This is a genomic window from Natrinema altunense (genome assembly GCF_000731985.1).
Taxonomy (GTDB): Archaea; Halobacteriota; Halobacteria; order Halobacteriales; family Natrialbaceae; genus Natrinema; species Natrinema altunense.
In genome coordinates this window covers 364941-388866 of sequence record NZ_JNCS01000001.1, presented here as the reverse complement: position 1 = coordinate 388866, position 23926 = coordinate 364941, and the positions used below count along the sequence as shown (strand labels likewise).

The window sequence follows — 23926 nt, the reverse complement described above, 5'->3', positions numbered from 1 at the left end:
GATCGACTCGCGGCCGGGCTAGCTGATCAGGGTCGTCGCTCTTATCGGGGATGTCGGTGACGGTTTGATCATGGATCGTGCCCTCCCGATCGCGGTCGGTATCGGAATCGGCGTTGGAACGGTTGCGTCGCTCCTCACCGACGCCGGTTGGGGCGTGTGCCTCGGCGTGAGCGCGCTGTACACCGGCTGGTCGTACTTCGCCGTCCGGACGCCCGAACTGCTCTCGCTCGAGGGGCTCTCGTTCGGGCGGACACCGGACAGGATCGGGTACGCGATCGGCCTCTTCGGAGCGAGTCTCTTCGGCGCGACGGCCTTCGACACCAGTGGACTCGGTATCGTCCCCTTCGTCGGCTATCTCGGCGTGATCGGCTTCCTCCTCACCGCCAGTGCCGCACGCGATCGGCGTGACGGGCATCGCTCACCGTAATCGGCCGGCGGTGGCCGCTCGCTCCACGACGGCGTACTCGAGCGTGCCACTCCCCTCGATCTCGAGTGCGACCGCGTCCCCGTCCTCGAGCCGCTGTCCGAACTCCAACCCCCACCCCGACGGCGGTACCGATTCGTTCGTGCGACGCTCGACAAGCGGCATCGGTATTGGCTCCGGGCGTATCTCGAGAACCTATTTACCGTCCGCCGTGAACGTCCCGAGCATGTACGATTTCCTCGTCGTCGGCGTCGGCCCGCCGGGCGCGCGGTTCGCCCGTCGAGCCGCCGCGGAGGGCTACGACGTCCTCGCCCTCGAGAAGGGACGGATCGGCGAGCCGCTGGCCTGTTCGGGCCACGTGAGTACGGACATCTGGGAGTTCACGGGGGAGGACGCTCGTGAGGACCTGTTTCAAAACGAGATCTACGGCGCGCGGTTCCACGTCGGCGGCCCCACCAGCGACGCCTACCCGTTCTACAAGACGGACGTCGCGTCGAACGTCATCGACCGCGTGGGGTTGGACCGCCATCTCGCGGCGTTGGCCCGCGAGGCGGGTGCAGACGTTCGCGAGGCACACACGGTCACGTCGGTCACCGAACACCGCGACCGCGTCGCGGTCGTCGCCAGCGGCCCCGACGGCACCCGCGAGTTCGAGGCAAAGATGCTCGCGGGCTGTGACGGCCCGCGCTCGAGGGTCCGAGACGAACTCGACCTTCCCCGGCCCGAGGAGTTGCTTCACGGGGTGCTCGCGTTCTCCGAGGAGGACGACCACCAGGACTTCGTCGATGTCCACCTCACGCCCCCGACCTTCTTCGCGTGGCGAATCCCCCGCGGCGAGGCCGGTGTCGAGTACGGGCTGGCGGCCCCGCCGGGCGTCCAGGTCACCAAGCATTTCGAGGACCTGATCGACGGCTACGAGATCGACGTCGCCCATCGGTGCTCGGGGGCCATCCCGATCGGTCCGCCCGATCGCGTGACGTCCCGTCGGGGCTTTCTCATCGGCGACGCGGCCGCCCAGACCAAGCCCTTCACCGGCGGCGGCATCCTCTACGGCATGACCAGCGCCGATCACGCGGTCCGCGAGATCGATCCGGATCGACCGGCCACGCTCGCGGCCTACGAACGCGCCTGGCGCGCCGATCTCGAGCGAGAACAGCAACTCGGCCGCTGGATTCGGCGGGCGTACTCGCTGCCCGAACCCGTCCAACGGCTCGGACTGGGGTCGCTGTCGGGCGAAATCGGCGTCCACATGGATCGGCCGACATCGCTCGTCTCGCTCGAGCACCTCAAGACGATGCTCTCACGTCGCTGAGTCGCGGCCGTGCACCAGTCCCATGACGACCGTCCCGATCCCGAAACTGCTGATCAGAAACCCGGCCAGGGTCCCGAGGGTGGGGACGGCACCGACGGCCGCGGAGACGGCGACCGCGACACCCAACGCCGGTAGCCAGTCGTCGGCGACGAGGCGGCCGATCGCCAGATAGCCGGGCACGCTGACGATCACCGCCACGAGGAGCGACGCGACGACCGCGAGAACGACGAGCGTCCGTTCGGTCACCGTCATCGCGATCAGCAGCGACAGGCCGATGACGCCGCTCAAGAGCGGACACCCGTATAGAAACGCGGTGAGGGGGACCTCGAGTGCCCGGTCCGTCCGCCGTCGCGTTCCGGCCGGTGCGGTCGCGATCAGGAGGCCACCGATACTGAGCGTGAACAGTGCAGCGATAGTCGACTGGACGTACCACGGGGAGCCGGCGACCGCATCGATGACGGTTTCGATGTCGTCGAGGTCGTGCAGTGCCAGCGGCACCGATGACTCGTGGCTCGCTATCGACGGCGACGTCATCGCTACGGCAGGGCCGGAGGCGAAGGGCGGACGCATACGTCTGGCACCTCACATCGAAGCAGGATAAGTGTAGACACTATTCCATATCCGTGGGTCGGTTCGGCGAACGACAGACGGAAGGGGCCTCTGCTGCAACGGGAGAGGGATGACTGGGCGGCGCAGGACCGCGGTCGAGTTCGTCGCACGCACGCTCGAGCGCTGTGGGATCATCGATGCCGAGCGGTTTCGCCCGACGATGGAGTTGGCGTGGCCCCGGATCGTCACCGGCTTCGCGATCATGTCCAAGCAGACGGCCGACCTCGCCATGGTCGGCATCGCCGTCGGGACGGCGGGGACCGCGGGGTTGGCGTTCGCGCTCGGCTACTGGCAGATCGTGACGCTGCTGGGGCTCGGTCTCGCGGGGGGCACCGTGACGCTCGTCTCGCAGAACTACGGCGGCGAGGAGACCGCCCGTGCGTCGCTGGCGGTCAACCAGAGCGTCCTGCTCGCGCTCGGCGTCTCGCTTCCTATCGTGGGCCTCTTTCTCGCCGTCCCAGACACGCTGATCGGCCTGCTCGGTGCGGGGCCGGCCGCACTCCGTCACGGGAGCGTCTACCTCGTCTACGTCGCGCCGGCCGTGGTCTTCGAACTCCTCAACCTCATCGCCAGTCGAACGTATACGGGCGTCGGCGACACGTTCACCGAAATGGTCGCCCGCGCCGGCGGGGCGCTCCTCAATATCGTCCTCAGCGGTGCGCTCATCTTCGGGTTCGGACTCGGCGCTGCGGGCGCGGCGATCGGGACGACACTCGCGAGCGGGTTCGTGACGCTCGTCCTCGCGTGGGGGATGGTCGGCCGGTCGTACGGCCGGCTCGGGATGGAGCCCAGCCCCGTCCCGATCGCTCGAGGCGGTCCCTGGTTCGAGCCGACGCTGCTCCGCCAACTGATCGAGATTTCGCTGCCGGAGATCGGCCGCCGGCTCGCACAGGGCGCGATCGTTTTCCCGCTGCTCTGGATCGCCGCCTCGTTCGGCCCCGTCGTCGTCACGGCCCTCGAGGTCGGTCGTCGGGTTCGGGCCCTGATCAACAGCGTCAACTGGGGGCTGTCGCTCGCCTCGAGTTCGCTCGTCGGGCAACACCTCGGTGCCGGCGAGGAAACCGAGGCGGGAGCGTACGGCGCGGGAATCATTCGGCTCTCGGCAGTGATCTACACTGCAGTGACCGTTCTGGTCGTGCTCTTCGCGCGGCCGATCGCGGGGCTGTTCGTCACCGACCCCGCGGCGGTCGCACAGGCCGCCGTTTTCGTCGCCGTCGGCGCGCTCAGTTCGATCGGCTACGGCATCGACGGGGCCGCCGCGGGGGCGCTACTGGGAGCCGGCGACACTCGCTGGCCGTTCGTCGCCTCCCTGCTCGGTCGCTACGCCTTCGCGCTCCCGGCGGCCGCGCTCGGACTCGTCACGCCGCTTGGCATCGGCGGGCTTTATTTGGCCCTGTTCCTCGAGACCGCCGTCCCGGGCGGGATCAACTACTGGCTGTTCCGGATCGGCCGCTGGAAGGCGGTGAGCCGCCGGTACCGGCCGTCCTCTGGACCCGGCTAACGTTCCTCGGGTGGGACACCCCGTGCCGGCATGCCCCCGGCCAAGGACTATGTTCGCCGGCGGCGTCCGTTCCCGCGCACCATGAGCGAAACCGCCAAAGTCATCAAACTGGTCGGTACCTCCACCGAGTCGTGGGAAGACGCCGCACAGTCCGCGCTCGACGACGCGGACGAGACGCTCGAGGGGATCACCGGAATCGAAATCGAGTCTCAGACGGCCGACGTACAGGACGGCCGGATTCAGGAGTACACGACGACGATTCACGTCTCGTTCGGACTCCAGCGGTAGGCTCTCGAGATGGACCGATTCCGTCCTGCCGGTCCCCGAACCGAAACCCGCTGTTAGTGCTCGGCGTTCTCGGCGATCCATGGTCGAACGGGAGGACGATCCGACGACTGCACCGGGGGGAGACGACGCCGATGAGACTCCCATCGGAAGCGGCATCGCGGTCGGAATCGCGATCGGCGTCGTCATCGGCGTTGTAACGGGGGAGTTGGCACTGTGGCTGCCGCTCGGCGTTGCGATCGGTGCCGGCCTCGAAGCGGCGCTACACTGAGACGGCCCTCATGGTCCGTCCGCGGATCGAATCGACACCTGTTGGTCGCCGTTCCCCCCTCGCTGTTGGGTGACGACGTACTGAACCTCGACCGCGACTCCCGCGTCGCTGTGAGGGCTGATCTCCTCGTACAGTCGGTCGGCGAGCCCCGGCACCGGACCGGGCTCGCTGCTTGAGACCGTCACGACGATCCGCTCGACCGACTGTATCGGGTAGTCGCCGTCGAGTTCGACTTCGACCTCGTCGGCCTCGAGACCGTCGTATCGCGACTCGGCGAGCACCGCATTGACCTCCGCTTCGGTCGCCGACTCGAGTTCGGTCGTGTGGAAGTCCAGCAGGGTGACGCCGGCCAGCGGTGCGGCCAACACTAACAGCCCGACGCCGAAGATCGCCGCGTAGGTGTACGTCGACGTCCGTGTCGGCGAGACCTCGAACAGTCCCTGCGGGCGATAGCCGGCGATCCACAGCGTCGCCAGCGCGGCGAGGTTGATCGACAGGAGGTTGACGATGACGAGGACGGCGGCACCGATCGCCGCGCCGGACATCCCCCAGGCGACCGTGATGCCGACCGCGGCCGAGGGCGGAATGAGCGCCGCGGCGATCATCACGCCGACGATGGCCTCCGAGAACCCCCTGGTGAGACTCAGTATCCCGGCGATCCCGGCACCCAGCGCGACCGCCAGCGAGAACAGGTTCGGTGCGACCCGCTCCTCGAGTTCGGTGGCGACGACGATGTCGACCCCCGCGGGCTCGAGGCCGGCTATCCGAGCGAGCATCGCGAGGCCGATCGAGGCGACGATGACCATCGTCACGCCGACGACCTGGTACCTGAAGCCGGTCGACTTGAGGCGATCGTCGCCGGTCACGATGCCGACGTTGGCGGCGAGCGCGGGGCCCAGAAGCGGCGCGATAACCATCGCACCGATCACCACTGCCGGCGAATCGGCCAACAACCCGGCGGTGGCGACGACGGCGCTGATCAGCAGCATGACGGTATAGATCGCAAACGGGGGCGTGAGCTCGTCGGCCTTCGTGCGCAACACCTGTCTCGAGGTGCGCGATCCCGTCTGCCCGCCACGACTGTAGCGCTCCCGAAGCGTCGTGAACTGTTCGGAGACGACCGTCTCGGCGTTGAGCACGACGACGCTGGCCTCGTCGCCGATCCCGGCCCGCCGCAGTCGATCGAGCAGGGGTTCGACGGCCTGGGTCGGGATCGGGAACCGGACGACCGCGGTGTACCCCCTGCCGCTGGTCTCGTCGCTGACGACGTAGTCGATTCCCTCGTCCTCGAGAACGTCGAGAACGGCCCGGCGCTTTCCCTCCGGGACCGTAATCTCGAGATAGCGCATACTGCGGGGACGACCGAGCCGCGGATAGTACTCGGGTCGGCAGTGGACGGGTGACCGTCAGCCGTCGGTCCCGACGATACCGCAGGCGATCGCCTCGGGCTCGATCAGTTCCGTCCCCTCGACGGCGTCGGGGTGTAACAGAAGCACCGTGTCGTCGGGCATTCCGTCCTCGACGCGACCCCGTCGACCGAGTTCCATCTCGAGGTCGTCGACGGCGTCGATATCCGACTCCCGCTCACAGAGTCGTTCGGCGTTGGCCCGCGAGAGGAGGAAGACGAGCTCCCCCGGCTCGAGGTGTTCGCTCTCGGCGGCCTCGAGCAGGGTTTCGAGCGACGCGGTGCGAACGGCCTCGAGCGAGCGGATCGTCACGCGTTCGGTGTCCGACCCCGGCGCTTGCTGTGACTGCGTGCGAATGCGAGCGGTCAGGTCCTCGAAGTCGGTCTCGGCGTCGATACGCGAGGGCATACGCGTGTTCGGTGGGTGTCTCCCGTGACGGTGTGGCCGGCCAATTCCGGTCGTCGGGAGCGCCAGTGACGACGTCCTGCACCCGCTACCAGTCCCGTCCCCGGCGGCTATTCGACCGCAGCGACTCGAGACAGTGGTCACCGGACCCGACAGTCAGCCTCGTCGTCACAGCGATTTTTACGCGGTGGCAGTGTACGAAGCCCGATGTCGACGATAGCCGATCTCCGGCTTCCGGCCGCGGACACAGCCCTGGCGGCCACCTTCGAACGCGCGCCGGAGGCCACGTTCGAACTCGAGTCCTCGGTGTCGAAGACGCGGCCGTCGCTGTGGGTGTCCGGCGTCGATCCCGAGACGGTCGCCGCGGCCTTCGAGGCCGATCCCTCGGTCGAGACGGCCGAACTCCTCGTCGAAACCGGATCGCGACTGCTGTACGACGTGACGTTCAGCGAGGGGGCGGGCACGGACCGGCTCTGGGACGACCTGCTTGCCGACGGCGGCTCCCTGCTCGAGGCGCGGGCGAGCGACGGTTGGTGGCAGGTTACCGTCCGCTACCGTGACCGCGACACGCTCTGTGATGCCTACGACCGACTGCTCGAGCGCGGCGTCAACGCCGACCTCCGGCGCGTGACCGACGTGACCGACGCGCTCGACGCCGAGGACCACCAGACGCGACTGACGCCCGAACAGCGGGAAGCGCTCGAGGCCGCACTCGAGTACGGCTACTTCGAGATCCCCCGCGGGGTCTCGATGGAGGAGTTGGCCGAAGAGCTGGGGATCTCCCATCAGGCGCTCTCCGAACGGTTTCGGCGGGCCTACGAGACCCTGGTCGACGCCGAACTCCAGCCCGCGGGCGAGGAGTCGCGGCTCGACTGATCGCCGGCCGCCACGACCGACGAGCGCCCGCGACAGGTTGGGAGCGCGGCACAATCGTTATTTGATTGGCTTGCGTTCGGCCTGACATGGCTGACCTACTTTCCGACGAGGAGATCGAAGCGGAACTCCCTGCCGAGTGGGATCGGGAGGACGACGAGATCGTTCGCGTCTACGAGTTCGATGACTACCTTCGGGGCGTCAACTTCGCCCAGATGGTCGGCGAGATCGCCGAAGCACAGTTTCACCACCCCGAGATCGTCATCCGGTACTCCGGCGTCGAGATCCGGCTCACCTCCCACGAGGAGGGCGGCATCACCGAGGCCGACATCGAAATGGCGGAACTGATCGAGTCCGAGCGCGACGCCTGAACCTCGCCCCCGAAACAGCGACCGACTTCACGATGGACGCCGCCTACGTCTTCCGCGTCCGGTTCCGTCTCGAGCCCGCACGGCCGTTCGTCTCCCTCGAGCCGGCGTCCGCGGAGACGACGGTCACGCTCTCTCGCGAGGCACCCGAGCCGGGGACGGACGGGTGGCTGTTCTTCCGGAACACGTTGTGGCGCGGCGAGGTCGCCGACCGGGAGTACGGCCGCCGACTCGCCGCGGAGTGGCTCGGCATCCCCGAGCGAACCGTCGAATCCGTCGATTTCCGCGAACTCCGGACCGACGCGGAGTACTTCGACGCGCTGAAAGCGGCGGTCGCGGCTGATCTGGAGCCGTTCAAGGCCGACGACGTCTCGGACGCCCTCTCGAAGTATCTGGGCTCGAGCGTACGCGTGACCGACGCGTCCGATCGGAGCCACTGACACGGGTTCCACACTGACCCAACGCCGTCATGCGGTCAGGCGTGCAGTGACCTTCAGTGGCTACGATACTGGCCTCGTGGGCGACTCGACCGGTCGACAGGCATTTACTCGCGACCTCCCTACGTTCGGTTCCGCATGGCTCTCGAGCGCGAGTACGATTTCTGGCTGCTCGACCTCGACGGCACGCTCGTCGACGTCGAGTGGTCGTATACCCGCGAGGTGTTCGACCAGGTCGGCGACCGGCTCGGCCGCGAGTTCACCGATCAGGAAGCGGACATCCTCTGGAACGGGCTGACCGGCTCCCGGGATCGCCAACTCGAGGAGTGGGGAGTCGACCCGACGGCGTTCTGGGAGGCGTTCCACGAGGAGGAAGACCCCCTGGTCCGGGCCGAGCAGACTTACCTCCACGAGGACGCCGCGTTCGTCGCCGATCTCGAGGTGCCGGTCGGGCTGGTGACCCACTGTCAGGAGTTCCTCTGTGAGCCGGTCCTCGACGCCGTGGGAATCCGCGACTGGTTCGACGCGCGGCTGTGCTGTACCGAGGAAACGGGCTGGAAGCCCGACCCGGAACCGGTGCAGTCCGTCATGGCCGACCTCGGGGTCGCCCACAACGGCCATCGGGGCGTGCTCGCGGGCGACGGCGCGAACGACGTCGGTGCAGCCTGGAACGCCGGGATCGACGCGATTCACGTCGAACGCGTCGGCCACGAGCGGCGGGGCCAGTGCGTACTCGGGGATTATCGCGTCCGCTCGTTCGACGAACTGTCCTGAGCGGCCACCGCCGATCGACGGTCAGGGTCGTACTCGCACCCGCGGACCGAAAGGGCTTCAGGAAAACAGCGAAAGACGGAACCGATGAAGTACTGTCTCGACTGCGACTGGAGCGCGTCCGCCGTCGACGACCCGTCCCAGCAACGCCGCTCGCGGGCGGCGATCCGCCACCACGTCGAAACGGGGCACACGATCGACTCGAGCGACGGGACCGTCCGTCCGACCGTTCCCGCTGTCTCCGACGCCCTTCTCGTTCGCGACCTGGGTCCCTCGAGCGACTGAGCCGCGGTGGCCGCCGCGGTGCTCTACCACCGCGGAGAGCTGACGGCAGGTTCCGGGACCGAGCATCAAGAGTCAGCCACGTACCGGTCGGCGGGATCGAATCGGACGTGACTCACTCGTCCCGTCGTATCGACGAGTGGGATCGGTGAGGGGCGTGCCGGCACCGATACGGGCGGCCCGTGCCGGCGCGACTACCGGTACCACGATTTTCGTTCCCGTTCTTTCTGTTATCTGGTTCCGTCACCGCGGTTTCCAGTACTGCGTCCGCTGTTCCCGCGATCTGTCTTGCCGCGATCTCTGCGACGGCGATCGCTGTTATCGCGTCTTCTCTCGTCTCGATCGTTGTTACTGCGACCTCTATCGCCATGACCTCTATCGCCGCGACTTCTGTCGCCGCGACCGCTGTTGCTGCGGTTTCCGTTGAAGAACAGTTTCACCGGGTTGTCCTCGTCGGCGGGGACGTGTACGAAGACGGCATCGGCCGCTTCGTCATAAGTGAACGTTTCGGGTGTGTCCTCGACCGTTTCCGCGTCGCTGACCGCCTCATACTTCTTCGAGGCTGCTTGGACCTTCCGCGGTAGTTCCGACCGGTCGAGTTTCAACAGATACGACGAGAGTTGCGAGTCCGCGTAGTTTCGGACGACCGCCTCGTGTTCGAAAGTGACTACGCCGCCGGGGGTAGTCGAGACGGTAAAGTCGGTCACGTTGTACGCTCCGTCCCGGTAGGCTCGACTCTCGCCGTCGTCCTCGTAGAAGGAGTACGTCGCTTCCTCGTCCACGTAGGCGTCGAGGATCAGCGTCGTCAGCGGCTGTTCGCCCGTGTACTGCTGGACCTCGCGCATCGGGATGATGGTGTCGTCCCGGACGAAGACCGGAAGATGATCGAGTGGGGCATCGACCGTGAGCGTCTGTCCGCCGTCGTACACCTCGCCGGTCCAGTAGTCGATCCACTGCTCTCCCTCGGGCAGGTAGACCTCGCGGGAGGTCGCGCCCTCCTCGAGCACCGGTGCGACCATCATGTCGTCGCCGAACATGAACTGGTCGGCGATATCGTGGGTTCGCTCGTCGTTCTGGAAGTGGACCACCAGCGGCTGCTGGACCGGCTTTCCGGTCTCGGTCGCGTCCCGGAACTCGTTGTAGAGGTACGGGAGCAGCCGGTAGCGCAGTCGAAGGTACTTCTTGCTGATCGCCTCGACCTCGTCACCGAACGTCCAGGGGTGTTGGTTCCGCGGTTCCCCGTCGTCGACCTTGGTGTGGCTGTCCGCGTGATTCCGGCAGTAGGGGACGAACGCTCCGAGTTCCATCCAGCGGGCGAACAGTTCCGGATCGGGTCGGCCGACAAAGCCGCCGATGTCGTGGCCGACGAACGCCAGTCCGGACAGCCCCAGGTTCAGGTGCATCGGGATCGACTTCCGCAGGTGCGCCCACGAACTCACGTTGTCTCCGGTCCAGAGCGCCGCGTACCGTTGTCCCCCTGCGTAGAGGTTCCGGTTTAACAGGAACGGCCGCTCGTCGGGCTTGTAGACGTCGTAGGCTTCGTGGGCCGCTCTGGCCATGTCGAAGCCGTACATGTTGTGATACTCCTCGTGGAGCATCGTGTCGTCGCCCGTCCCGTGGACGTTGTCGACCGGCATCGTCCAGTCGTACTTCTCGTTCTCCTGGAACACCGCCGGTTCGGCCATGTCGTTTTTGATCCCGTCGATGCCGGCGTCGAACAGCGCGTCGTGTTGTCGGGCCCACCACGAGCGGACCTCCGACCGTGAGAAATCGGGCCAAACCGTCTCGTCCGGCCAGACTCTCCCGACGAAGGTCTCGCCGTCGGCGTTTTTCACCCAGTAGTCGTTTTCCGTCCCCTCGATGTAGACATCGTACCGAGTGTGGTCGGTCGGGATCTCGGTCGTCGTGAGCGAGACGCCGTCCTCTTGGGTGCCGGTATCGGGCGTCCCCGCATAGGGCGTATCACCGGCTGTATCGTCGTCGGAGTCGTCGCCGCCGGACGTATCATCCCCGGACGTCTCGTCGTCGGATTCACCGTCGTACGGGCTCTCGTCCGGGGCCGAATCATCGGGCGTGGGATCGTACGATTCCTCCGCGGCGACGCCGGGGTCGTTGACGGCGACCGTTCTGATCCCCGGGATCGACTCGACCCGCTGGAGCGCATCGAGGTAGTCGTCTTCCCAGGTGAAGACGCGATACTCGTTCATGTAGTCGATGTCGAAGTGCATCGCGTCCAGGGGAATCCCCTTCTCGCGGTATGTTTCGGCGGTCTCGACGATCTCGTCCGGAGTGTACTCCCACTTGCTCTGGTGGAGGCCGAGTCCCCACTTCGGCGGCAGTTCCATCGTCCCGGTCAGTTCCGTGTACCGCTCGAGGACCCCCTCGATTTCGGGACCGTACGCGAAATAGTAGGTCAACTGACCGCCGTCGGCGAGGAAGTAGTAGTAGTCGTCCGACTCGGTTGCCATCTCGAACACGGAGTGATACGGATCGTCGAAGAAGATTCCGTAGGCGCCGACGTCTTTCACGCCGACGAAGAACGGAATCGACGTGTAGACGTAGTCGTTGTCCGCGCCGTAGGCGTACTGGTCCGTGTTCCAGTGCTCGAGTTTCTCGCCCCGTTTGTTGAGTTCGTTGCCGGGCTGTTCGCCGAACCCGTAGAAGGCCTCGTTTTCGTCGGTCTTCTTGTACGCGTAGGGTTTGCCAGCCTCGTATCCCGACGACCCCTTCTCGAGATAATCTTCGTTGATGACGGCTCCGTCTTCGTCGAGGAACGTGACGCCGAAGAGTCCGTTGTTGATTTCGACGGTGATCGTCTCCGTCTCGAGAGCGATCCGATCTTCGTTCTCGTCGACACTGAAACTCGGCGTCTCCCACTCGGCTCTCCCCGTTGCGATACCGCGGGACTCGTACTCTTCTTCTCCGGACTCGACGATCGAGACCCGCGCCATGTCGTTGGCGAACAGGCGGACGTACCCCTCGTATTCGCCGAGATCGACTGTCACTCCATCTTGGAGGACATCGTAATCCCGAACGGACAACGTCTGGAGGTTGTCATCGTCGAGTTCCGGTTCGTGATGGATCTTCGAGTCGTAGTGGTCGGCCCGCGCAGTAGAAGAGGCGAGTGCACCGCCTGCCAGCAACGTGGCCGATGCTTGCAAGAGCGTCCGTCGGGTCGTGAGCCGTGGTGACCTGTTAACCATCTCTGTCGAAATTAACTACAATATGTATTAAAATTTTTCTGAATTCCGATTGCTGTGACGAAAATATGCTCGGTTATACCTAATCATCACTCAATAAACCAAAACTGAACGTGAACGATCGTCATACTAATACTTCAGCCGTTCGGCCTCTCCATGGGCCGGCAACGGGGGAGTCGCTCACGATTGCCGATTCGCCCGCTTGTGGCAGTTGCGACCGCATTCACGCATTCTTACCAATTCTTCGACAGGAAAGCTTATACCGGGATACTGGGCTTATCGAAGCATGACACGTGAGACAGCGGTGCAGAACAGAACCGACGCGACCGCAACCGATAGTCACCTCCCGAACCTCGTGACGATCGTCGGGCGCGGCGTCCCGTCGAACTACGAACTCACCGTCGACGGCGACCTCGAGATGCTCGCCGACGATCCGGTTGCCGAGGGCACGGTTATGGCCGGCGGCGTCGCCGAGGGTGCGATCGACGTCGGCGTCCAGCGGTTCCGATTTTCCGGCCGGATGGCGAACGTCCGTCTCGTCGACTGGAACGGCGACGAAGCGCCCGACTCCCCGAGCGTCCCGACGGTCCACGTGGAGTACGGCGCGCCGAACCGGTAGCACGACACTGAGGCGGTCGAGCACGGTGTCTCGAGCGTCGTCGACTCGGTTCCCGGTTCCATACACTGGCAGCGCTCAGTACTGCGTCTGAACGGATTCGAGTGACACCAACCCGCACCGAAACCGAGTCGTCGGGCGGTGCTCTCAGTCGTCGTCCGTCGCGCCGATCCCCGGGTCGGCGTTCGCCGTGATGACCGACGGCGGGGCGAGCGGGCCGTCGTCCCCGTCGAACTCCGGATTGAACAGTTGCAGTGCGGTATGGATCGTACTCCAGTCGTCTTCGGCCGCCGCCTCGCGGAGGCTCTTGGTCGGCGGCGCGAGCAGTTGGTTGACCAGCGCGTCGGCCATCGATTCGACGACCTCTCGTTGCCCCTCGGTGACCTCGCCCTCGAGATGGGAGAGCGCGGTCTCGACCTCCCGATCTTTGATCCGCTCGGCGGATTCGTACATCGCGGCGATCGCCTCGTCGGCGCGTGCCCGCTTGTACTGTTCCGTGAGCAGGTCGTACTCGCGGTCGATCATCGCCTCGACCTCCCGAGCCGCGTCGGCCCGCTGTTCGCGGGTCTCCGCGGTGACCGACTCGAGGTCGTCCAGATCGAACACCTGAACCGCCGGCAGTGTGCCGGCCGCCGGCGCGACGTCCCGCGGCTGGCCGAGATCGACGATCACCTGTTCGGTCCCGCCCTCCGCTGTGTCGCGATCGGACTCGGCATCGAAATGGCGCGGTCCGAGTACCGGCTCATCGCTGCCGGTCGCCGTGACGACGACTTCGGCACCGGTCACGACGGTCTCGAGCGCCTCGAGCGGCACGACCCGCGTGTCGATCTCGACTTCCAGATCGCCGACGAGGTGGTCGGCGTGGGCGACGGTTCGGTTGGCGACGACGAGTTCGTCGATCCCGCTCGCCGCGAGGTTGCGAGCCGCGAGCCGTCCCATCTCGCCGGCTCCGACGACCAGTGCGGTGGCACCTTCGAGGGGGAGTTCCGCGGCGGCCCGCCGCGTCGCGGCCGATCCCAGGGAGACGACCCCCTCGTTGATCGCCGTCTCGGTCCGTGCGCGTTCGCCGACGTGAATCGCTTTCGTGACGGCGGCCTCGAGCATCGAGCCGATCCCGCCGGCGGCGCGGGCGTCCTCGTAGGCGGTCCGGACCTGACCGATAATCTGGTCCTCGCCGAGAATGACCGACTCGAGGCCGGCCGCGACTCGCAACAGGTGTCGCAGGCTCTCGTCGTGGCCGGTCGTGACGACGGCCTCGTCGTCGATCGCGGCGAAGAATTCCTCGAGTGCGGCCCGGCCGACGGCGTGGTCAGCGCCGACGACGTACGCCTCGACCCGATTGCACGTCGAGAGGACGTACGCCTCCTCGATGTCGGGAACGGTCAGCAGCTCCGTCACGGCGGCCTCCTGACTGTCGGGGCTGGCTGCGGCCAACTGGTCGACGGTCCCGCTCTCGTGGGTCACTCGCGCGGCAGTCACGACGCCGGTCGACATCACGGCCGTTCACCCCCGGTTGACAGTTCCTCGCCGAGCACGTCCTCGATCACTTGCGGACAGTTGGAAGTACCCGTACGTAAAGCTGTCCAAAGGTCCGGAGAATTGACGACGTCCGTGACGATCTCCCGTCGTCGGTCCGCTGAAATATCACGCGTCTTTAACTCCTCGCGCAGTCCCGCACAGACCCGTGCCATCTCGCCGGCCCCGTCGAGCGTCTCCTCGAGTTCCGCTCGGAGATACTTGCTCACCGCGGGCGCGGTTCCGCCCGTCGCGACCGCGACGGTCACCGGCTCCTCGCGGACCGTCGCGGGCACGACGACGCTGCCGACCTCACGCTCCCCCGACCGGTCCGCCCGGTTGACGAGGAGTCCCCGCTCGCGGGCCGCGTCGACGACGGCGTCGTTGATCGCCGCGTCGTCGGTCGCCGCGACGACCAGTGCGGGCACGATTCGCTCGAGCCAGCCCGGAACGTCCTCGGGGGCAGGCGCGGCCCGGATCAGTTCGGCATCGCCGAACTCCCGGTCGGCGAAGGACGGGCTGACGACGAGTACCTGCGCCTCCCGGGCGAACCGCCGGGCCTTCCGGGCACCGACCGGACCGCCGCCGACGACGAGCACCGTCTCGTTCGTGAAATCGTGCAAAAGCGGAATCATTCTGGATGAGATGTGGCGGACATAACGTCCTACTGCTCTCTGGTGTTCGCTTCGGCGCGTTCTGCCATTCGAATCCCGGTCTTCTTCAGTATCTGCGTCGAAAACAGGGACGCCCAGTCGTCGTCGGACACGTCCCAATGCTCGCTCATGACCTCGCGCACCCGTTCGATGCGCCGCTGACTCTCGGCCTCGCTGCGGCCGTGGGTCATCGCGAAGAAGTTGTACGGCCAGACGCCCTCGTGGCGCGGGCGGCGGTAACAGTGGGTAACGAACGGGAGCGCGGCGACTTTCGGGCCGACCTCGGGAACGACCTCGTCGGGTACGTTCCAGACCGTCATCCCGTTTTCCGTGTAGCCCAGCGCGTAGTGGTTCGGTACCACGCCGATCCGTCGGATCTTGCCCTCGCGTTCGAACCGTTTGACCGTCTCGAGGACCCAGTCGACGTCCTGCCCGATCGCATCGGCGATGTCCCCGTACGGCGTCTCGGTCAGCGGGAACCCGTCTTGAATCTCGAGGACGAGGTCCCGTTCGGCGGGCGAGAGCGTAGCGTCGTCGGTCGGTGCGACATCGGGGCCGAGCGCCGAACAGTCGATTCCAGCGGCGGCGTCGTCACCATCGCCGTCGAGCGGGCCGTCGACGTAGAACTTGGCTTCGACGCGGAACTCCCGCTGTTTCGGCAGATTGTACGTTTCCTGTCCCGTCTCGTCTTCGATGTCGGCGAGCACGTCGTCGACGCGGTCCTCGTCGGCGACGCTCACGACGAACCAGACGTTCAGATGGGGATGGTCGCGTTCGTAGTTGTGGGCGACTTCGCGGTGGTCGTTGACCAGATCGACGACCTCGTCGAACCGGTCTCGGGGGGCGTGCATGGCGACCAGCGTCGCCGCGCCGCCGATCTCCTGGGCGTTGACGAGGGCTCCGAACCGCGAGAGAACGCCCCGCTGGTCGAGGTCGCGAATCGTCGCGAGTAGTCCCGCCGCGTCGATGTCGACCCCGTGGTCGCGCATGGCGGCTGCGGCGTCCTCGAACGGCCGTTCCACGACGGGGAACCCACCCTGAAAGGCGTTGACGACCGCCCGCTCGCCGTCCGTGAGGTCGACGTCCGTTGTCATATGCGTCACTCACGGCTGGCGGTGCATAAGCGGATTGGAAGGCGACTCGAGTCGACCGACGGTGCGTCCTCGGACCGACCGCCGGATGCCCTGCGCGGCGTGCGTCTGACAGGCAACGCGTCCGTTCCACTCGGCCTGAAAACACGGGTCCGTTGTGGCCCGGACCCAGTTGTCCGCCCTTACTCCCCTTCGACGCCGGTCACGTCGAAGCCGAGGGCCTCGATGTCGTCGAGGATCGCCTCGTGGTCGGCGCTCGCTTCGTAGTAAATGACGATGTCGAAACTGCCCTCACGCAGCAGTTGCTGGCACTCCCAGACGAACTCCTCGTCCTCGAGCGTCAGGCCTTGGTGCTGGTTCGAGGAGAAGTCCGGGTCGTCGTTGCCCGAGTAGACGTAGCAGTCGCCCGGATCGTAGCCCGAGTGTTCGGCGATGATATCGCCGACGTCGATCGTCGCCTGCATCATTTTGACGTCCTCTTGCCCGTCGTAGTCGGTGTGGACGATCGCCCCGTTGAGGTCGACCTCGCCGGGCTCGAGCAGCGCCTTGGTCCGCTGGTAGAGGTCCTCGTCGAGCGCGTCGGAATTGGTTGTTGGCATTGTTCGAGTCGAACGGGGCCGGACTGATAGCCGTCACGATTCCGTCAGCGCGAGTGACCCGTCGAACGACGGGATTTCACGGAGTACCGACGCGACAGCGATACATCCACCGCTCAGACATAGTGACACCAGGTCACACACAAGACACATAGTCGTCGCTGACTTTTACTCCGGTGATGAAGCGGTGGCTCCGTCGGCGCGTCGACGCGGCATACGAGCGGTTGCTCTCCAGGGAAGTCTCCGGCGCACCGACCCACGTCGCGGTGATCCAGGACGGGAACCGACGGTACGCCCGCAGTCAGGGCGACGACGCTCCCGAGGGCCACCGCGCGGGTGCCGAGACGACCGAGCGCGTCCTCGAGTGGTGTCAGGATATCGGCGTCGAAGAGCTGACGCTGTACACGTTCTCGACGGAGAACTTCGAGCGTCCCGCGGCCGAAAACGAGGCGCTGTTCGATCTCCTCTGTGAGAAACTCCGGGAGTTCGCGGAGGCCGACCGCGTCCACGAGAACGAGGTCTGTATCCGTGCGATCGGCGAGACCGAGATGCTCCCCGATCGGGTCCGAGACGCCGTCGGCTACGCCGAACGACGCACGCGCGATTACGACGCGTTCGTCCTCAACATCGCGCTCGCCTACGGCGGCCGTTCGCGACTGCTCAACGCGACCCGCGGGGTCGCCGAATGCGTCGCGGCGGACGAGCTAGCACCCGACGAAATCGGTGTCGAAGACATCGAACGACGGCTGTACGACCAGCCGGTGCGGGACGTCGACCTCATTATTCGGCCCGGCGGCGAAGAGCGCACGTCGAATTTCCTGCCCTGGCATGCCAACGGCAACGAGGCCGCGGTCTTCTTCTGTACGCCCTACTGGCCGGAGTTCTCGAAGGCCGACTTCCTGCGCGGCATCCGAACGTACGAACACCGAGCGGAATCCTGGCGACGGACGCGTGCGCGCCGCGCACTGGCACTGCTTGGGGCCGTCAGCGAACCCGAACTCGCCGAAGCCCGCTCGATCGTCGATCGGTTCCGCGACTCGCTCCCCTCGAGCGAACGGCCCGACGCGGAGACGCTCGAGGCGGGCGACTCGAACGGCCGGGCCGCCGACTGAGTGTCCCCGGAACGCGACGCCTGCTGTCGACGGCCGTCACCCTCCGAGGACGACCGCCGTCCGGGAGACGACAGCCCGCCGTGTGAACCCGCACGGCTTGCCGTGGTCACGACTGCGAGGCCCGGCGTTCGCGTCGGGCGATAGCCGTTCGCCGTCCGTTTTCACCGGTCGTGTTTAGTTTGTAGCATTCTGCCAGACAGCGAAGGCTTGGAGACATGATTCTACAGTTGTTGATCTGATATTAATGGAACAGTTTGAGAACGAGGAGGTACGTCGTTTTATACCTCTAAAGACACGTTCGATAGCGTTTCGATTTCCCTGTTTTTCATATCGAAATCGGAGCCCATGTCGGCGAAGTACCGTCTGAAGATGCTGTGTGCCATCAACGAGAAACACAGCATCTTCGATGTCATGTTTCTCGGTTAGTTCTCGTAAAACGAGCTCAGTCAATGCGATCGTAGCCGTGGAGAACAGCCGTATATGAAGATGTTTGTTCGTTTTACGATCGACTGCAGCGTACACCAATACTGCTGATCATCGATTCGAATCACGGTTTCGTCGATCGCAACGTGATTTGGATTCGTATCAGTTGCTGGCTGTAGATCAGCTTTCTGTATCCAATCATGGACAGCCTTTCGTGATCTCTTGACACCGGACCTCTCGAGTTCTCGAATGGTATTCGAAAGCGATAATATGGCAAGATGGGCACTGTCTAGTTCTGCACCACCTCAGCGGTCTCTCTGAGCAGGTTGGCGAACTGCATGGACACTTTCTCGCCACCACCTGCTCGTTCGTCAAACTCTCATCTAGACAGTGCCGTAACCTTTTATTTAAATATTATGCAGCATATGCGAATATACCAATAGCTATCCAGAGTGGACCAACAAAGTAACGATTCCGTTTGATCGCCCAGTCGGACGGTTGTGGGTCTGCAGCTGTCCTAATTCGAATCCTTTCCATAAATTCTGGGGATATAATAAATAGCGTTCCAATACCAATAGACCCAATACTCAGTACAAATCTGGCAGTTCCAGTCATAAATTCTGTTTATTATTTAATAAGACACTTATTACTTAAATATGAGGATTGGTTAGTACGGCGGTGTTCAGATAAGAATGAAGAGCGAGGCGGATCGATTTTTGAGTGGTCTATGATCGGAACCGCCCGCCTCAACAGAGGTAGCGACTGCTTCGAGTTAGATTTTCTGGAGCGAGAGGCGACACCCAAGCCCGCGATGAAGCTCGGTATCCGACTCCGCCTGTCTGGACTATCACTTTCGGATACAATATCCATTCTCGAGAGGTTGAGTGTCGAACGCTGTCGATCGACCGTTCACAACTGGGTGCAGAGGGCAGATTGACAGCCGCTTGATGGCGCAAATCCGGATCACGTCACGGTTGACGAGACCGTGATCCAACTGAATGACGACCGATTCTGGCTGTACGCCGCCGTCGATCCCGCAACAAACCGCTTGCTGCACGTCAAGCTCTCACCGACGACAAATCAAGCGATTACCGAGATGTTCCTCGCAGAACTCCGCGACAAACAGCTCGTCGATTCTGCATCGTGGCTGCAAGCGGTACTCCATCAACATAGTCTTGATTACAGATACGAAAAACACGGTAATCGGAACAGTGTCGAACGTGTCTTTCGAGAACTAAAACGCCGAACTAACTCGTTCTCAAACTGTTTCAGTCATGCCGAAGCAGACACCGTCGAAAATTGGCTCCAAGCGTTCGCCTTCGCATGGAATCAGCTTATCTGTACACTACCTTCTCACCCACCCAAAGACCTTTATTTATAATTATGTCACCCATACGTACGATGTCGGTACCGAACAGCGCTCCTGTCGTCGACGTCGAGCGGTTCGTGCGTCTCACGGATGTCCCCCTCGACGACGCGTACGCGCTCCTCGCGAACCCCCGAACGCGTCTCACGCTCCACGTCCTCTCGACGTGTGAATCGTCGCTCTCGCTCGCGGGACTGACCGAGGCCGTCGCCACGCGAGACGACGCCGACGAACACGCCGTCCGGGCCGCACTGAGCCACGTCGTCCTTCCGAAACTCGAGGCACACGACGTCCTCGAGTACGACCGCGATGTCGGCAGGGTCCGGTTAGACCGGCCGGTCGTCGCCGCCGACGACCCGGTGGCGGCGCTCGTCGATGCCCCCGACTCGACGGGCTCGAGTCCCTCGCCGCCGCGCGACTCGGCGGGTTAACGACCGAAGCGCCGCGACCGATTGCAGTACTCGCGGACCGCCCGCAGGAAGTCCCGCTTGCGGAAGTCCCGCCAGTTGACGTCCGTGAAGTACAGTTCGGAGTAGACCGACTGCCAGATCATGAAATCCGAGAGCCGCTCCGCCCCGGTCTTGATCACCAGGTCCGGTTCCGACGGGAAGACGAGGTGGTCCTCGACGTGTTCGTCGTCGATCTCGTCGGGATCGAGATCGCCCGCGTCGACGCGCTCCGCGAGGGTCCGGACCGCACTGGTGAACTCGTGTTTCCCGCCGAGACCGATCCCGATCCGGATCGGCGCGTCGGCCCGTGCCCTGTCCTCCGGACCCCGCACTGCGACCGGGCGCGGCGCATCGATCGTCTCGAGTTCGCGTTGTAAGGCCGGCACCGCCGCCGCGTCGAGGACGCTCACGTAGACCGTTATCTGCGAGGCGTACTCGACGGCCCACTCGAAGAAGTCGGTCAGCGTGTCGTACGCGCCCCGCTCTAACAGGTCGCGTTCGGTGATCACGAGCGCGACGTGATCGGGCGGCTCGGCCTCGTGGCGTCGGATGCGAAGCGCCAGATACCGTTCGTACAGTCCCACGGTCGCGACTTTCACGGCCGATGGCATACGGGTTACGGGTCACGCTCGCCCCACTCTGTCTGAGAAGCGAAATTACGTTGCTGGCGGCTGAGGCCAGTGAAAACCGTCCCGAGGCGGGTTCACGAACCTTCAAGTGAACGCCACAGAAAGGGACCGGTATCGTGACAGCACCCGTCCGGCGAGCCGGCGTGTTCGCAGTCCTCTGTACGCTCTCGCTCGTCGTTCCGCTCGTCGGTCCGCGAGTCGGGGCTGCCGTCGCCGGCAGCGTCCTGCTGGGTGCCTACGTCGTCACCGACGGGCCGCTCTTCGATCTGCTCGCCTATCCGGGTGATTACGAGGACGCACGTCTCTACGGCCTCATCACCTTCGTCCTCGCCGGCGTTGCACTCGGACTCATGGCGACCGCGGCGTCGATGCCACAGACGGTCTTCGTCGGCACGCTCCTGCTCGTCGGCTACGGCAACCTCGGCGAGCAACTCGTCAGGCTGCGCACTGACGATGCGGTCGTCCGCGTCACCGGGTTCTGTCTGACGGGGATCGCGGCTGCCGTCGCCGGTCAGGCGGCGACCCACGCCCTCACCGACACCGCTGCCCCGTCTGCGACCCCGATACTGGTCTTCCTGGCCGCCAGCGGTGCCCTTCTCGCGGCTCTCCTCCGCGACGTGTTGCTGCGCTCGGACGATCCCATCGTCGTCCTCGCCGTCGGCCTCCTGCTCTGGCTGCTCGCCGAACTCGGTCCGGCCGTCGCGACCGGGGAAATCGCCATCGCACTCGCCGTTACGATCGCGTTCGGATACGCGTCCTACGCTCTCGAGACGGCCTCGATCGCGGGGATGCTCACGGGCGTGTTGCTGGGACTGGTGACGATCGTCCTCGGCGGCTACAGCTGGTTCGCCGTCCTCATCTCCTTTTTCGCCATCGGCGGGCTGTCGACGAAGTTTCGGTACGACCGCAAACGGACCCTCGGCGTCGCCGAGGACAACAACGGTGCACGCGGCAGCGGGAACGTCCTCGGCAACGCCGCCGTCGCGCTCGTCGCGGTGCTCGGCTACGCCGCCAGCGACGCCGAATTTCTCCCCCACGAGCCCGAACTGTTCCTCTTCGCCTTCGCCGGCTCCATCGCGACCGCGATGAGCGACACCCTCTCGAGCGAGATCGGCAGCGTCTTCGAGCGCCCGCGGCTGATCACGACCCTCGAGCCGGTCGATCCCGGCACCGACGGCGGCGTCACCTGGCAGGGAGAACTCGCCGGTATCGTCGGCGCGGCCGTCGTCGCGGGCCTCACCTACGGGCTCTTCCCCGCGGTCGAACCCGTCGGCGCAGCCGTCATCGTCGCCGCCGGTATCGTCGGGATGACCGTCGACAGTCTGCTCGGCGCGACGCTCGAGGGGTCCGTGCTGGGCAATCAGGGGGTCAACTTCCTGGCGACGCTGTCGGGGGCGCTCGTCTGTGCGTTGCTGGTCCTGTCGTTGTCGGTCCTCGGCTAACCGGTCGCCCGTCGTGCGGAGCGCCGCCGCGTTCGATTCGAGTCCGCGGGCACGCCAGTCGTGCAATCGTCGTCCGCAACGCCGCCGCTACCGGTGACTCGAGACTGGCCGACTGGCCGCCGTGGACCGATCCGCAGCTGGTCGCGGACGACTGTCAGTCGTCCGCGTCGGAGACGAACCGTCCCGATCGGCCGTCGTCGGCCGCTCGATCGGAGTGTTCGCCGCGCGCGTCGGGTCCGCTCGTCTCGTAGTGATACTCGAGTTCCGATCCGGGCGTTCTGGCCGTCGTCGTCGCCCAGACCATCATGAAAATGGTGCCGCCGAGCAGTGCGAGGGCGGCCGCCGGTGGCGGCGTCATTGCGAGTGGGTCACCGCCGTCGATATATGAACGGCACGAATCGACACCGCTCGAGAGCCACGCGTCGGTCAGTCCCGCTCCGGTGGCCGTTCCGCGATATCGTCGACTGCGTGGATACGGACGCCGGTCGGGCGTTTAGTGAACTGCCCGAGCGAGCGCGCGACGATCCGCTCGACGCCACGGTCGGCCGCCAGATCCAGCAGCCGCTGGCTGAGAATCCCGTCGAGTACGACCGTCGTCGGCACCGTCTCGAGTTCCTGAATGGCGCTGTCGGCGTCGCCCGCGTCGACATCGTCGATCGTCTCGCCGTCGGCATCGAGGAAGCGAACGCGGTCGGTTTCCGCGCGGATGACGGCGGTCGCGTGGTCGTAGACTGTTTCGGGGCCACTCGTTTTTTCGGGGCCGTTCGTTTCGTTGGTCGGCGAACCGGCCGCCGCCGCGGCATCGGGTTCTCCGCCGACCGATCCGCGCTCGCCGTCGTCGGCTCGTGCCGGGGACTGGGACCCGTTCGCCGTCGGCTCCGCGTCCGCCCGTTCGGTCTTCGCCCTCGCTGCCGGTCCCGCCTCCGACTCCGTCCTCGCCCCGGTAGCGCTCGAGTCGTCGGACCCGTTCGGGGCCGCGTCGACGCGCTGTGGCGACGCGGTCGCGGAGTCGGACGGCTGGGGTGCGGGCGACGTACTCCCGTCGGTTGCGGCGACGGCTTCCCGCGGTTCGTTCAGTTCCGAGACGGTCTCGTACGGGACCTTGTTCCGCAGCGCGGCGAACAGTTCGTGGTGGTCGAGGTCCTCGACGGAGTTGTCGGCGGGAGCGAAGGCGACGTAATCGATGTCGCCGACCTGGGCGAGTTCCTCGAGGATCAGATCGCCGCCGCGGTCGCCGTCGAGGAAGGCGGTGACGGTCCGGTGGCGGGTGAGTTCGGCCACCGCGTCGGGAACGTTCGTCCCTTCGACGGCGATCGCGTTCTTGATGCCGTACTTGAGCATGGTGAGCACGTCGGCACGGCCCTCGACGACGATGATGGCGTCGCTGTCCGTGACGCGTGGGCCGGCTGGCAGCCCCTCGTACTCGGTGATGTCCTCGACGCGGACGTGCTGGCGGACCTCCGCGAGGATCTCTTCGGAGGACATGATCGTGTCGTCGAACCCCGTCCGGAGCAGTTCCTTCGCGCGGTCGACGACCTCCTTTCGCTTTGCCGCCCGGACGTCTTCGATTTCGCGTACCTCGAGCTCGGCGCGACAGGGGCCGACCCGCGAGATCGTCTCGAGGGAGGCGGCGAGGGTGGCGGTTTCGACTTTGTCGAGGCTGGTGGCGATCGTTACCTGTCCGTGGGACTGCCCCGCGGTGCTCGCGATTTCGACGTCGATACGGCCGACTTTCCCGGACTGGCGGAGGTCGCGCAGATCGAGGTCGTCGCCGAGCAGGCCTTCGGTCTGCCCGAAGATCGCGCCGACGACGTCGCTGCGCTCGACGACCCCGTCAGCCGTGACGTCCGCGTGAATGAGGTATTTCGAAGTGTCTTCCATTGGAGATCT

The 23926-nt window shown here is 65.3% G+C and carries 26 protein-coding genes and 2 pseudogenes; 15 read left to right on the top strand and 13 right to left on the bottom strand.

Annotated features, from left to right (window positions below; genetic code table 11):
- Nucleotides 1-70 precede the first annotated feature (70 nt).
- Nucleotides 71-427 carry a hypothetical protein gene (locus tag ALTAJ2_RS02010; protein ID WP_007110508.1) on the top strand — a complete coding sequence of 119 codons (357 nt, stop codon included), beginning with the start codon at nt 71-73 and terminating at the stop codon, nt 425-427.
- Here the strand turns inward: ALTAJ2_RS02010 and ALTAJ2_RS19370 are convergent.
- Nucleotides 419-589, bottom strand: coding sequence for a hypothetical protein (locus ALTAJ2_RS19370; protein ID WP_007110509.1), 171 nt, complete (start codon nt 587-589; stop codon nt 419-421). The two genes, ALTAJ2_RS02010 and ALTAJ2_RS19370, sit on opposite strands and share 9 nt — an antisense overlap.
- A gap of 61 nt (nt 590-650) precedes the next feature.
- On the opposite strand from ALTAJ2_RS19370, the gene ALTAJ2_RS02005 reads away from it, so the two are divergent.
- Nucleotides 651-1736 carry a geranylgeranyl reductase family protein gene (locus ALTAJ2_RS02005; protein ID WP_007110510.1) on the top strand — a complete coding sequence of 362 codons (1086 nt, stop codon included), beginning with the start codon at nt 651-653 and terminating at the stop codon, nt 1734-1736.
- On the opposite strand, the gene ALTAJ2_RS02000 is transcribed toward ALTAJ2_RS02005, so the two are convergent.
- The gene (locus ALTAJ2_RS02000; RefSeq protein ID WP_049900869.1) at nt 1725-2306 is read right to left on the bottom strand and encodes a hypothetical protein; all 582 of its coding nucleotides are present in this window, start codon (nt 2304-2306) and stop codon (nt 1725-1727) included. The genes ALTAJ2_RS02005 and ALTAJ2_RS02000 overlap by 12 nt on opposite strands.
- Nucleotides 2307-2415: 109 nt before the next feature.
- Here ALTAJ2_RS02000 and ALTAJ2_RS01995 point away from each other — a divergent pair, with 109 nt between their 5' ends.
- From ALTAJ2_RS01995 to ALTAJ2_RS01985, 3 genes are all read left to right on the top strand, one after another.
- Nucleotides 2416-3846 (top strand): MATE family efflux transporter, encoded by a 1431-nt coding sequence (locus ALTAJ2_RS01995; protein WP_007110512.1) that lies wholly within the window; start codon nt 2416-2418, stop codon nt 3844-3846.
- A gap of 81 nt (nt 3847-3927) precedes the next feature.
- On the top strand, nt 3928-4134 hold the full coding sequence (locus tag ALTAJ2_RS01990; RefSeq protein ID WP_007110513.1) for a dodecin family protein: 207 nt from the start codon (nt 3928-3930) through the stop codon (nt 4132-4134).
- 79 nt (nt 4135-4213) lie between these two features.
- Nucleotides 4214-4402: a hypothetical protein gene (locus ALTAJ2_RS01985; protein WP_007110514.1), complete on the top strand. Its 189-nt coding sequence runs from the start codon at nt 4214-4216 to the stop codon at nt 4400-4402.
- An 8-nt stretch (nt 4403-4410) separates the two neighbouring features.
- On the opposite strand, the gene ALTAJ2_RS01980 is transcribed toward ALTAJ2_RS01985, so the two are convergent.
- The gene (locus ALTAJ2_RS01980; protein WP_007110515.1) at nt 4411-5751 is read right to left on the bottom strand and encodes a TIGR00341 family protein; all 1341 of its coding nucleotides are present in this window, start codon (nt 5749-5751) and stop codon (nt 4411-4413) included.
- Nucleotides 5752-5808: 57 nt separating this feature from the next.
- The gene (locus ALTAJ2_RS01975) at nt 5809-6216 is read right to left on the bottom strand and encodes a hypothetical protein (protein WP_007110516.1); all 408 of its coding nucleotides are present in this window, start codon (nt 6214-6216) and stop codon (nt 5809-5811) included.
- 204 nt (nt 6217-6420) lie between these two features.
- Here ALTAJ2_RS01975 and ALTAJ2_RS01970 point away from each other — a divergent pair, with 204 nt between their 5' ends.
- The 5 genes from ALTAJ2_RS01970 (at nt 6421) to ALTAJ2_RS01950 (ending at nt 8947) form a co-directional block, all read left to right on the top strand.
- The gene (locus ALTAJ2_RS01970; protein ID WP_007110517.1) at nt 6421-7089 is read left to right on the top strand and encodes a helix-turn-helix domain-containing protein; all 669 of its coding nucleotides are present in this window, start codon (nt 6421-6423) and stop codon (nt 7087-7089) included.
- Nucleotides 7090-7175: 86 nt separating this feature from the next.
- Nucleotides 7176-7457 carry a 4a-hydroxytetrahydrobiopterin dehydratase gene (locus ALTAJ2_RS01965; RefSeq protein WP_007110518.1) on the top strand — a complete coding sequence of 94 codons (282 nt, stop codon included), beginning with the start codon at nt 7176-7178 and terminating at the stop codon, nt 7455-7457.
- Between the two features lie 32 nt (nt 7458-7489).
- A complete protein-coding gene (gene lwrS / locus ALTAJ2_RS01960) occupies nt 7490-7894 on the top strand; it encodes an LWR-salt protein (protein WP_007110519.1) in 405 nt (134 codons plus the stop codon).
- Between the two features lie 135 nt (nt 7895-8029).
- Nucleotides 8030-8665: an HAD family hydrolase gene (locus ALTAJ2_RS01955; protein ID WP_007110520.1), complete on the top strand. Its 636-nt coding sequence runs from the start codon at nt 8030-8032 to the stop codon at nt 8663-8665.
- Nucleotides 8666-8749: 84 nt separating this feature from the next.
- Nucleotides 8750-8947: a hypothetical protein gene (locus tag ALTAJ2_RS01950; protein WP_007110521.1), complete on the top strand. Its 198-nt coding sequence runs from the start codon at nt 8750-8752 to the stop codon at nt 8945-8947.
- 227 nt (nt 8948-9174) lie between these two features.
- Here the strand turns inward: ALTAJ2_RS01950 and ALTAJ2_RS01945 are convergent, their stop codons facing one another.
- The gene (locus tag ALTAJ2_RS01945; RefSeq protein WP_049900872.1) at nt 9175-12147 is read right to left on the bottom strand and encodes a glycoside hydrolase family 31 protein; all 2973 of its coding nucleotides are present in this window, start codon (nt 12145-12147) and stop codon (nt 9175-9177) included.
- Nucleotides 12148-12430: 283 nt separating this feature from the next.
- Between ALTAJ2_RS01945 and ALTAJ2_RS01940 the strand changes: the two genes are divergently transcribed.
- Complete coding sequence (locus tag ALTAJ2_RS01940; RefSeq protein WP_049900875.1) at nt 12431-12763, top strand: hypothetical protein; 333 nt, start codon at nt 12431-12433, stop codon at nt 12761-12763.
- 144 nt (nt 12764-12907) lie between these two features.
- On the opposite strand, the gene hemA is transcribed toward ALTAJ2_RS01940, so the two are convergent.
- From hemA to ALTAJ2_RS01920, 4 genes are all read right to left on the bottom strand, one after another.
- Complete coding sequence (gene hemA / locus ALTAJ2_RS01935) at nt 12908-14254, bottom strand: glutamyl-tRNA reductase (protein ID WP_007110524.1); 1347 nt, start codon at nt 14252-14254, stop codon at nt 12908-12910.
- The gene (locus tag ALTAJ2_RS01930) at nt 14254-14910 is read right to left on the bottom strand and encodes a precorrin-2 dehydrogenase/sirohydrochlorin ferrochelatase family protein (RefSeq protein WP_007110525.1); all 657 of its coding nucleotides are present in this window, start codon (nt 14908-14910) and stop codon (nt 14254-14256) included. The genes hemA and ALTAJ2_RS01930 overlap by 1 nt, the downstream gene beginning before the upstream one ends.
- 29 nt (nt 14911-14939) lie before the next feature.
- Complete coding sequence (gene ahbB / locus ALTAJ2_RS01925; protein ID WP_007110526.1) at nt 14940-16022, bottom strand: siroheme decarboxylase subunit beta; 1083 nt, start codon at nt 16020-16022, stop codon at nt 14940-14942.
- Nucleotides 16023-16201: 179 nt separating this feature from the next.
- Nucleotides 16202-16618 (bottom strand): DUF5778 family protein, encoded by a 417-nt coding sequence (locus ALTAJ2_RS01920; RefSeq protein WP_007110527.1) that lies wholly within the window; start codon nt 16616-16618, stop codon nt 16202-16204.
- A 176-nt stretch (nt 16619-16794) separates the two neighbouring features.
- Here ALTAJ2_RS01920 and uppS point away from each other — a divergent pair, with 176 nt between their 5' ends.
- Complete coding sequence (gene uppS / locus ALTAJ2_RS01915) at nt 16795-17727, top strand: polyprenyl diphosphate synthase (RefSeq protein ID WP_007110528.1); 933 nt, start codon at nt 16795-16797, stop codon at nt 17725-17727.
- 174 nt (nt 17728-17901) lie between these two features.
- Here the strand turns inward: uppS and ALTAJ2_RS18440 are convergent.
- Nucleotides 17902-18431: pseudogene (locus ALTAJ2_RS18440) on the bottom strand (IS6 family transposase); the annotation flags it as partial.
- Between the two features lie 446 nt (nt 18432-18877).
- On the opposite strand from ALTAJ2_RS18440, the pseudogene ALTAJ2_RS18435 reads away from it, so the two are divergent.
- Together ALTAJ2_RS18435 and ALTAJ2_RS01910 are read left to right on the top strand one after the other, a co-directional pair.
- Nucleotides 18878-19531, top strand: a pseudogene (locus ALTAJ2_RS18435) (IS6 family transposase).
- Between the two features lie 20 nt (nt 19532-19551).
- Entirely contained in the window at nt 19552-19947 is a 396-nt protein-coding gene (locus tag ALTAJ2_RS01910; protein ID WP_007110532.1) for a DUF7344 domain-containing protein, read from the top strand.
- Here the strand turns inward: ALTAJ2_RS01910 and ALTAJ2_RS01905 are convergent.
- Nucleotides 19944-20549 (bottom strand): undecaprenyl diphosphate synthase family protein, encoded by a 606-nt coding sequence (locus tag ALTAJ2_RS01905; RefSeq protein WP_007110533.1) that lies wholly within the window; start codon nt 20547-20549, stop codon nt 19944-19946. The two genes, ALTAJ2_RS01910 and ALTAJ2_RS01905, sit on opposite strands and share 4 nt — an antisense overlap.
- 161 nt (nt 20550-20710) lie before the next feature.
- On the opposite strand from ALTAJ2_RS01905, the gene ALTAJ2_RS01900 reads away from it, so the two are divergent.
- Nucleotides 20711-22036, top strand: a complete 1326-nt coding sequence (locus ALTAJ2_RS01900) for a DUF92 domain-containing protein (RefSeq protein ID WP_049900878.1) — start codon at nt 20711-20713, stop codon at nt 22034-22036.
- Between the two features lie 154 nt (nt 22037-22190).
- On the opposite strand, the gene ALTAJ2_RS01895 is transcribed toward ALTAJ2_RS01900, so the two are convergent.
- Both ALTAJ2_RS01895 and dnaG read right to left on the bottom strand, forming a co-directional pair.
- Nucleotides 22191-22394 (bottom strand): hypothetical protein, encoded by a 204-nt coding sequence (locus ALTAJ2_RS01895; RefSeq protein WP_007110535.1) that lies wholly within the window; start codon nt 22392-22394, stop codon nt 22191-22193.
- 68 nt (nt 22395-22462) lie between these two features.
- Nucleotides 22463-23917: a DNA primase DnaG gene (dnaG, locus tag ALTAJ2_RS01890; RefSeq protein ID WP_050031414.1), complete on the bottom strand. Its 1455-nt coding sequence runs from the start codon at nt 23915-23917 to the stop codon at nt 22463-22465.
- Nucleotides 23918-23926: the final 9 nt, after the last annotated feature.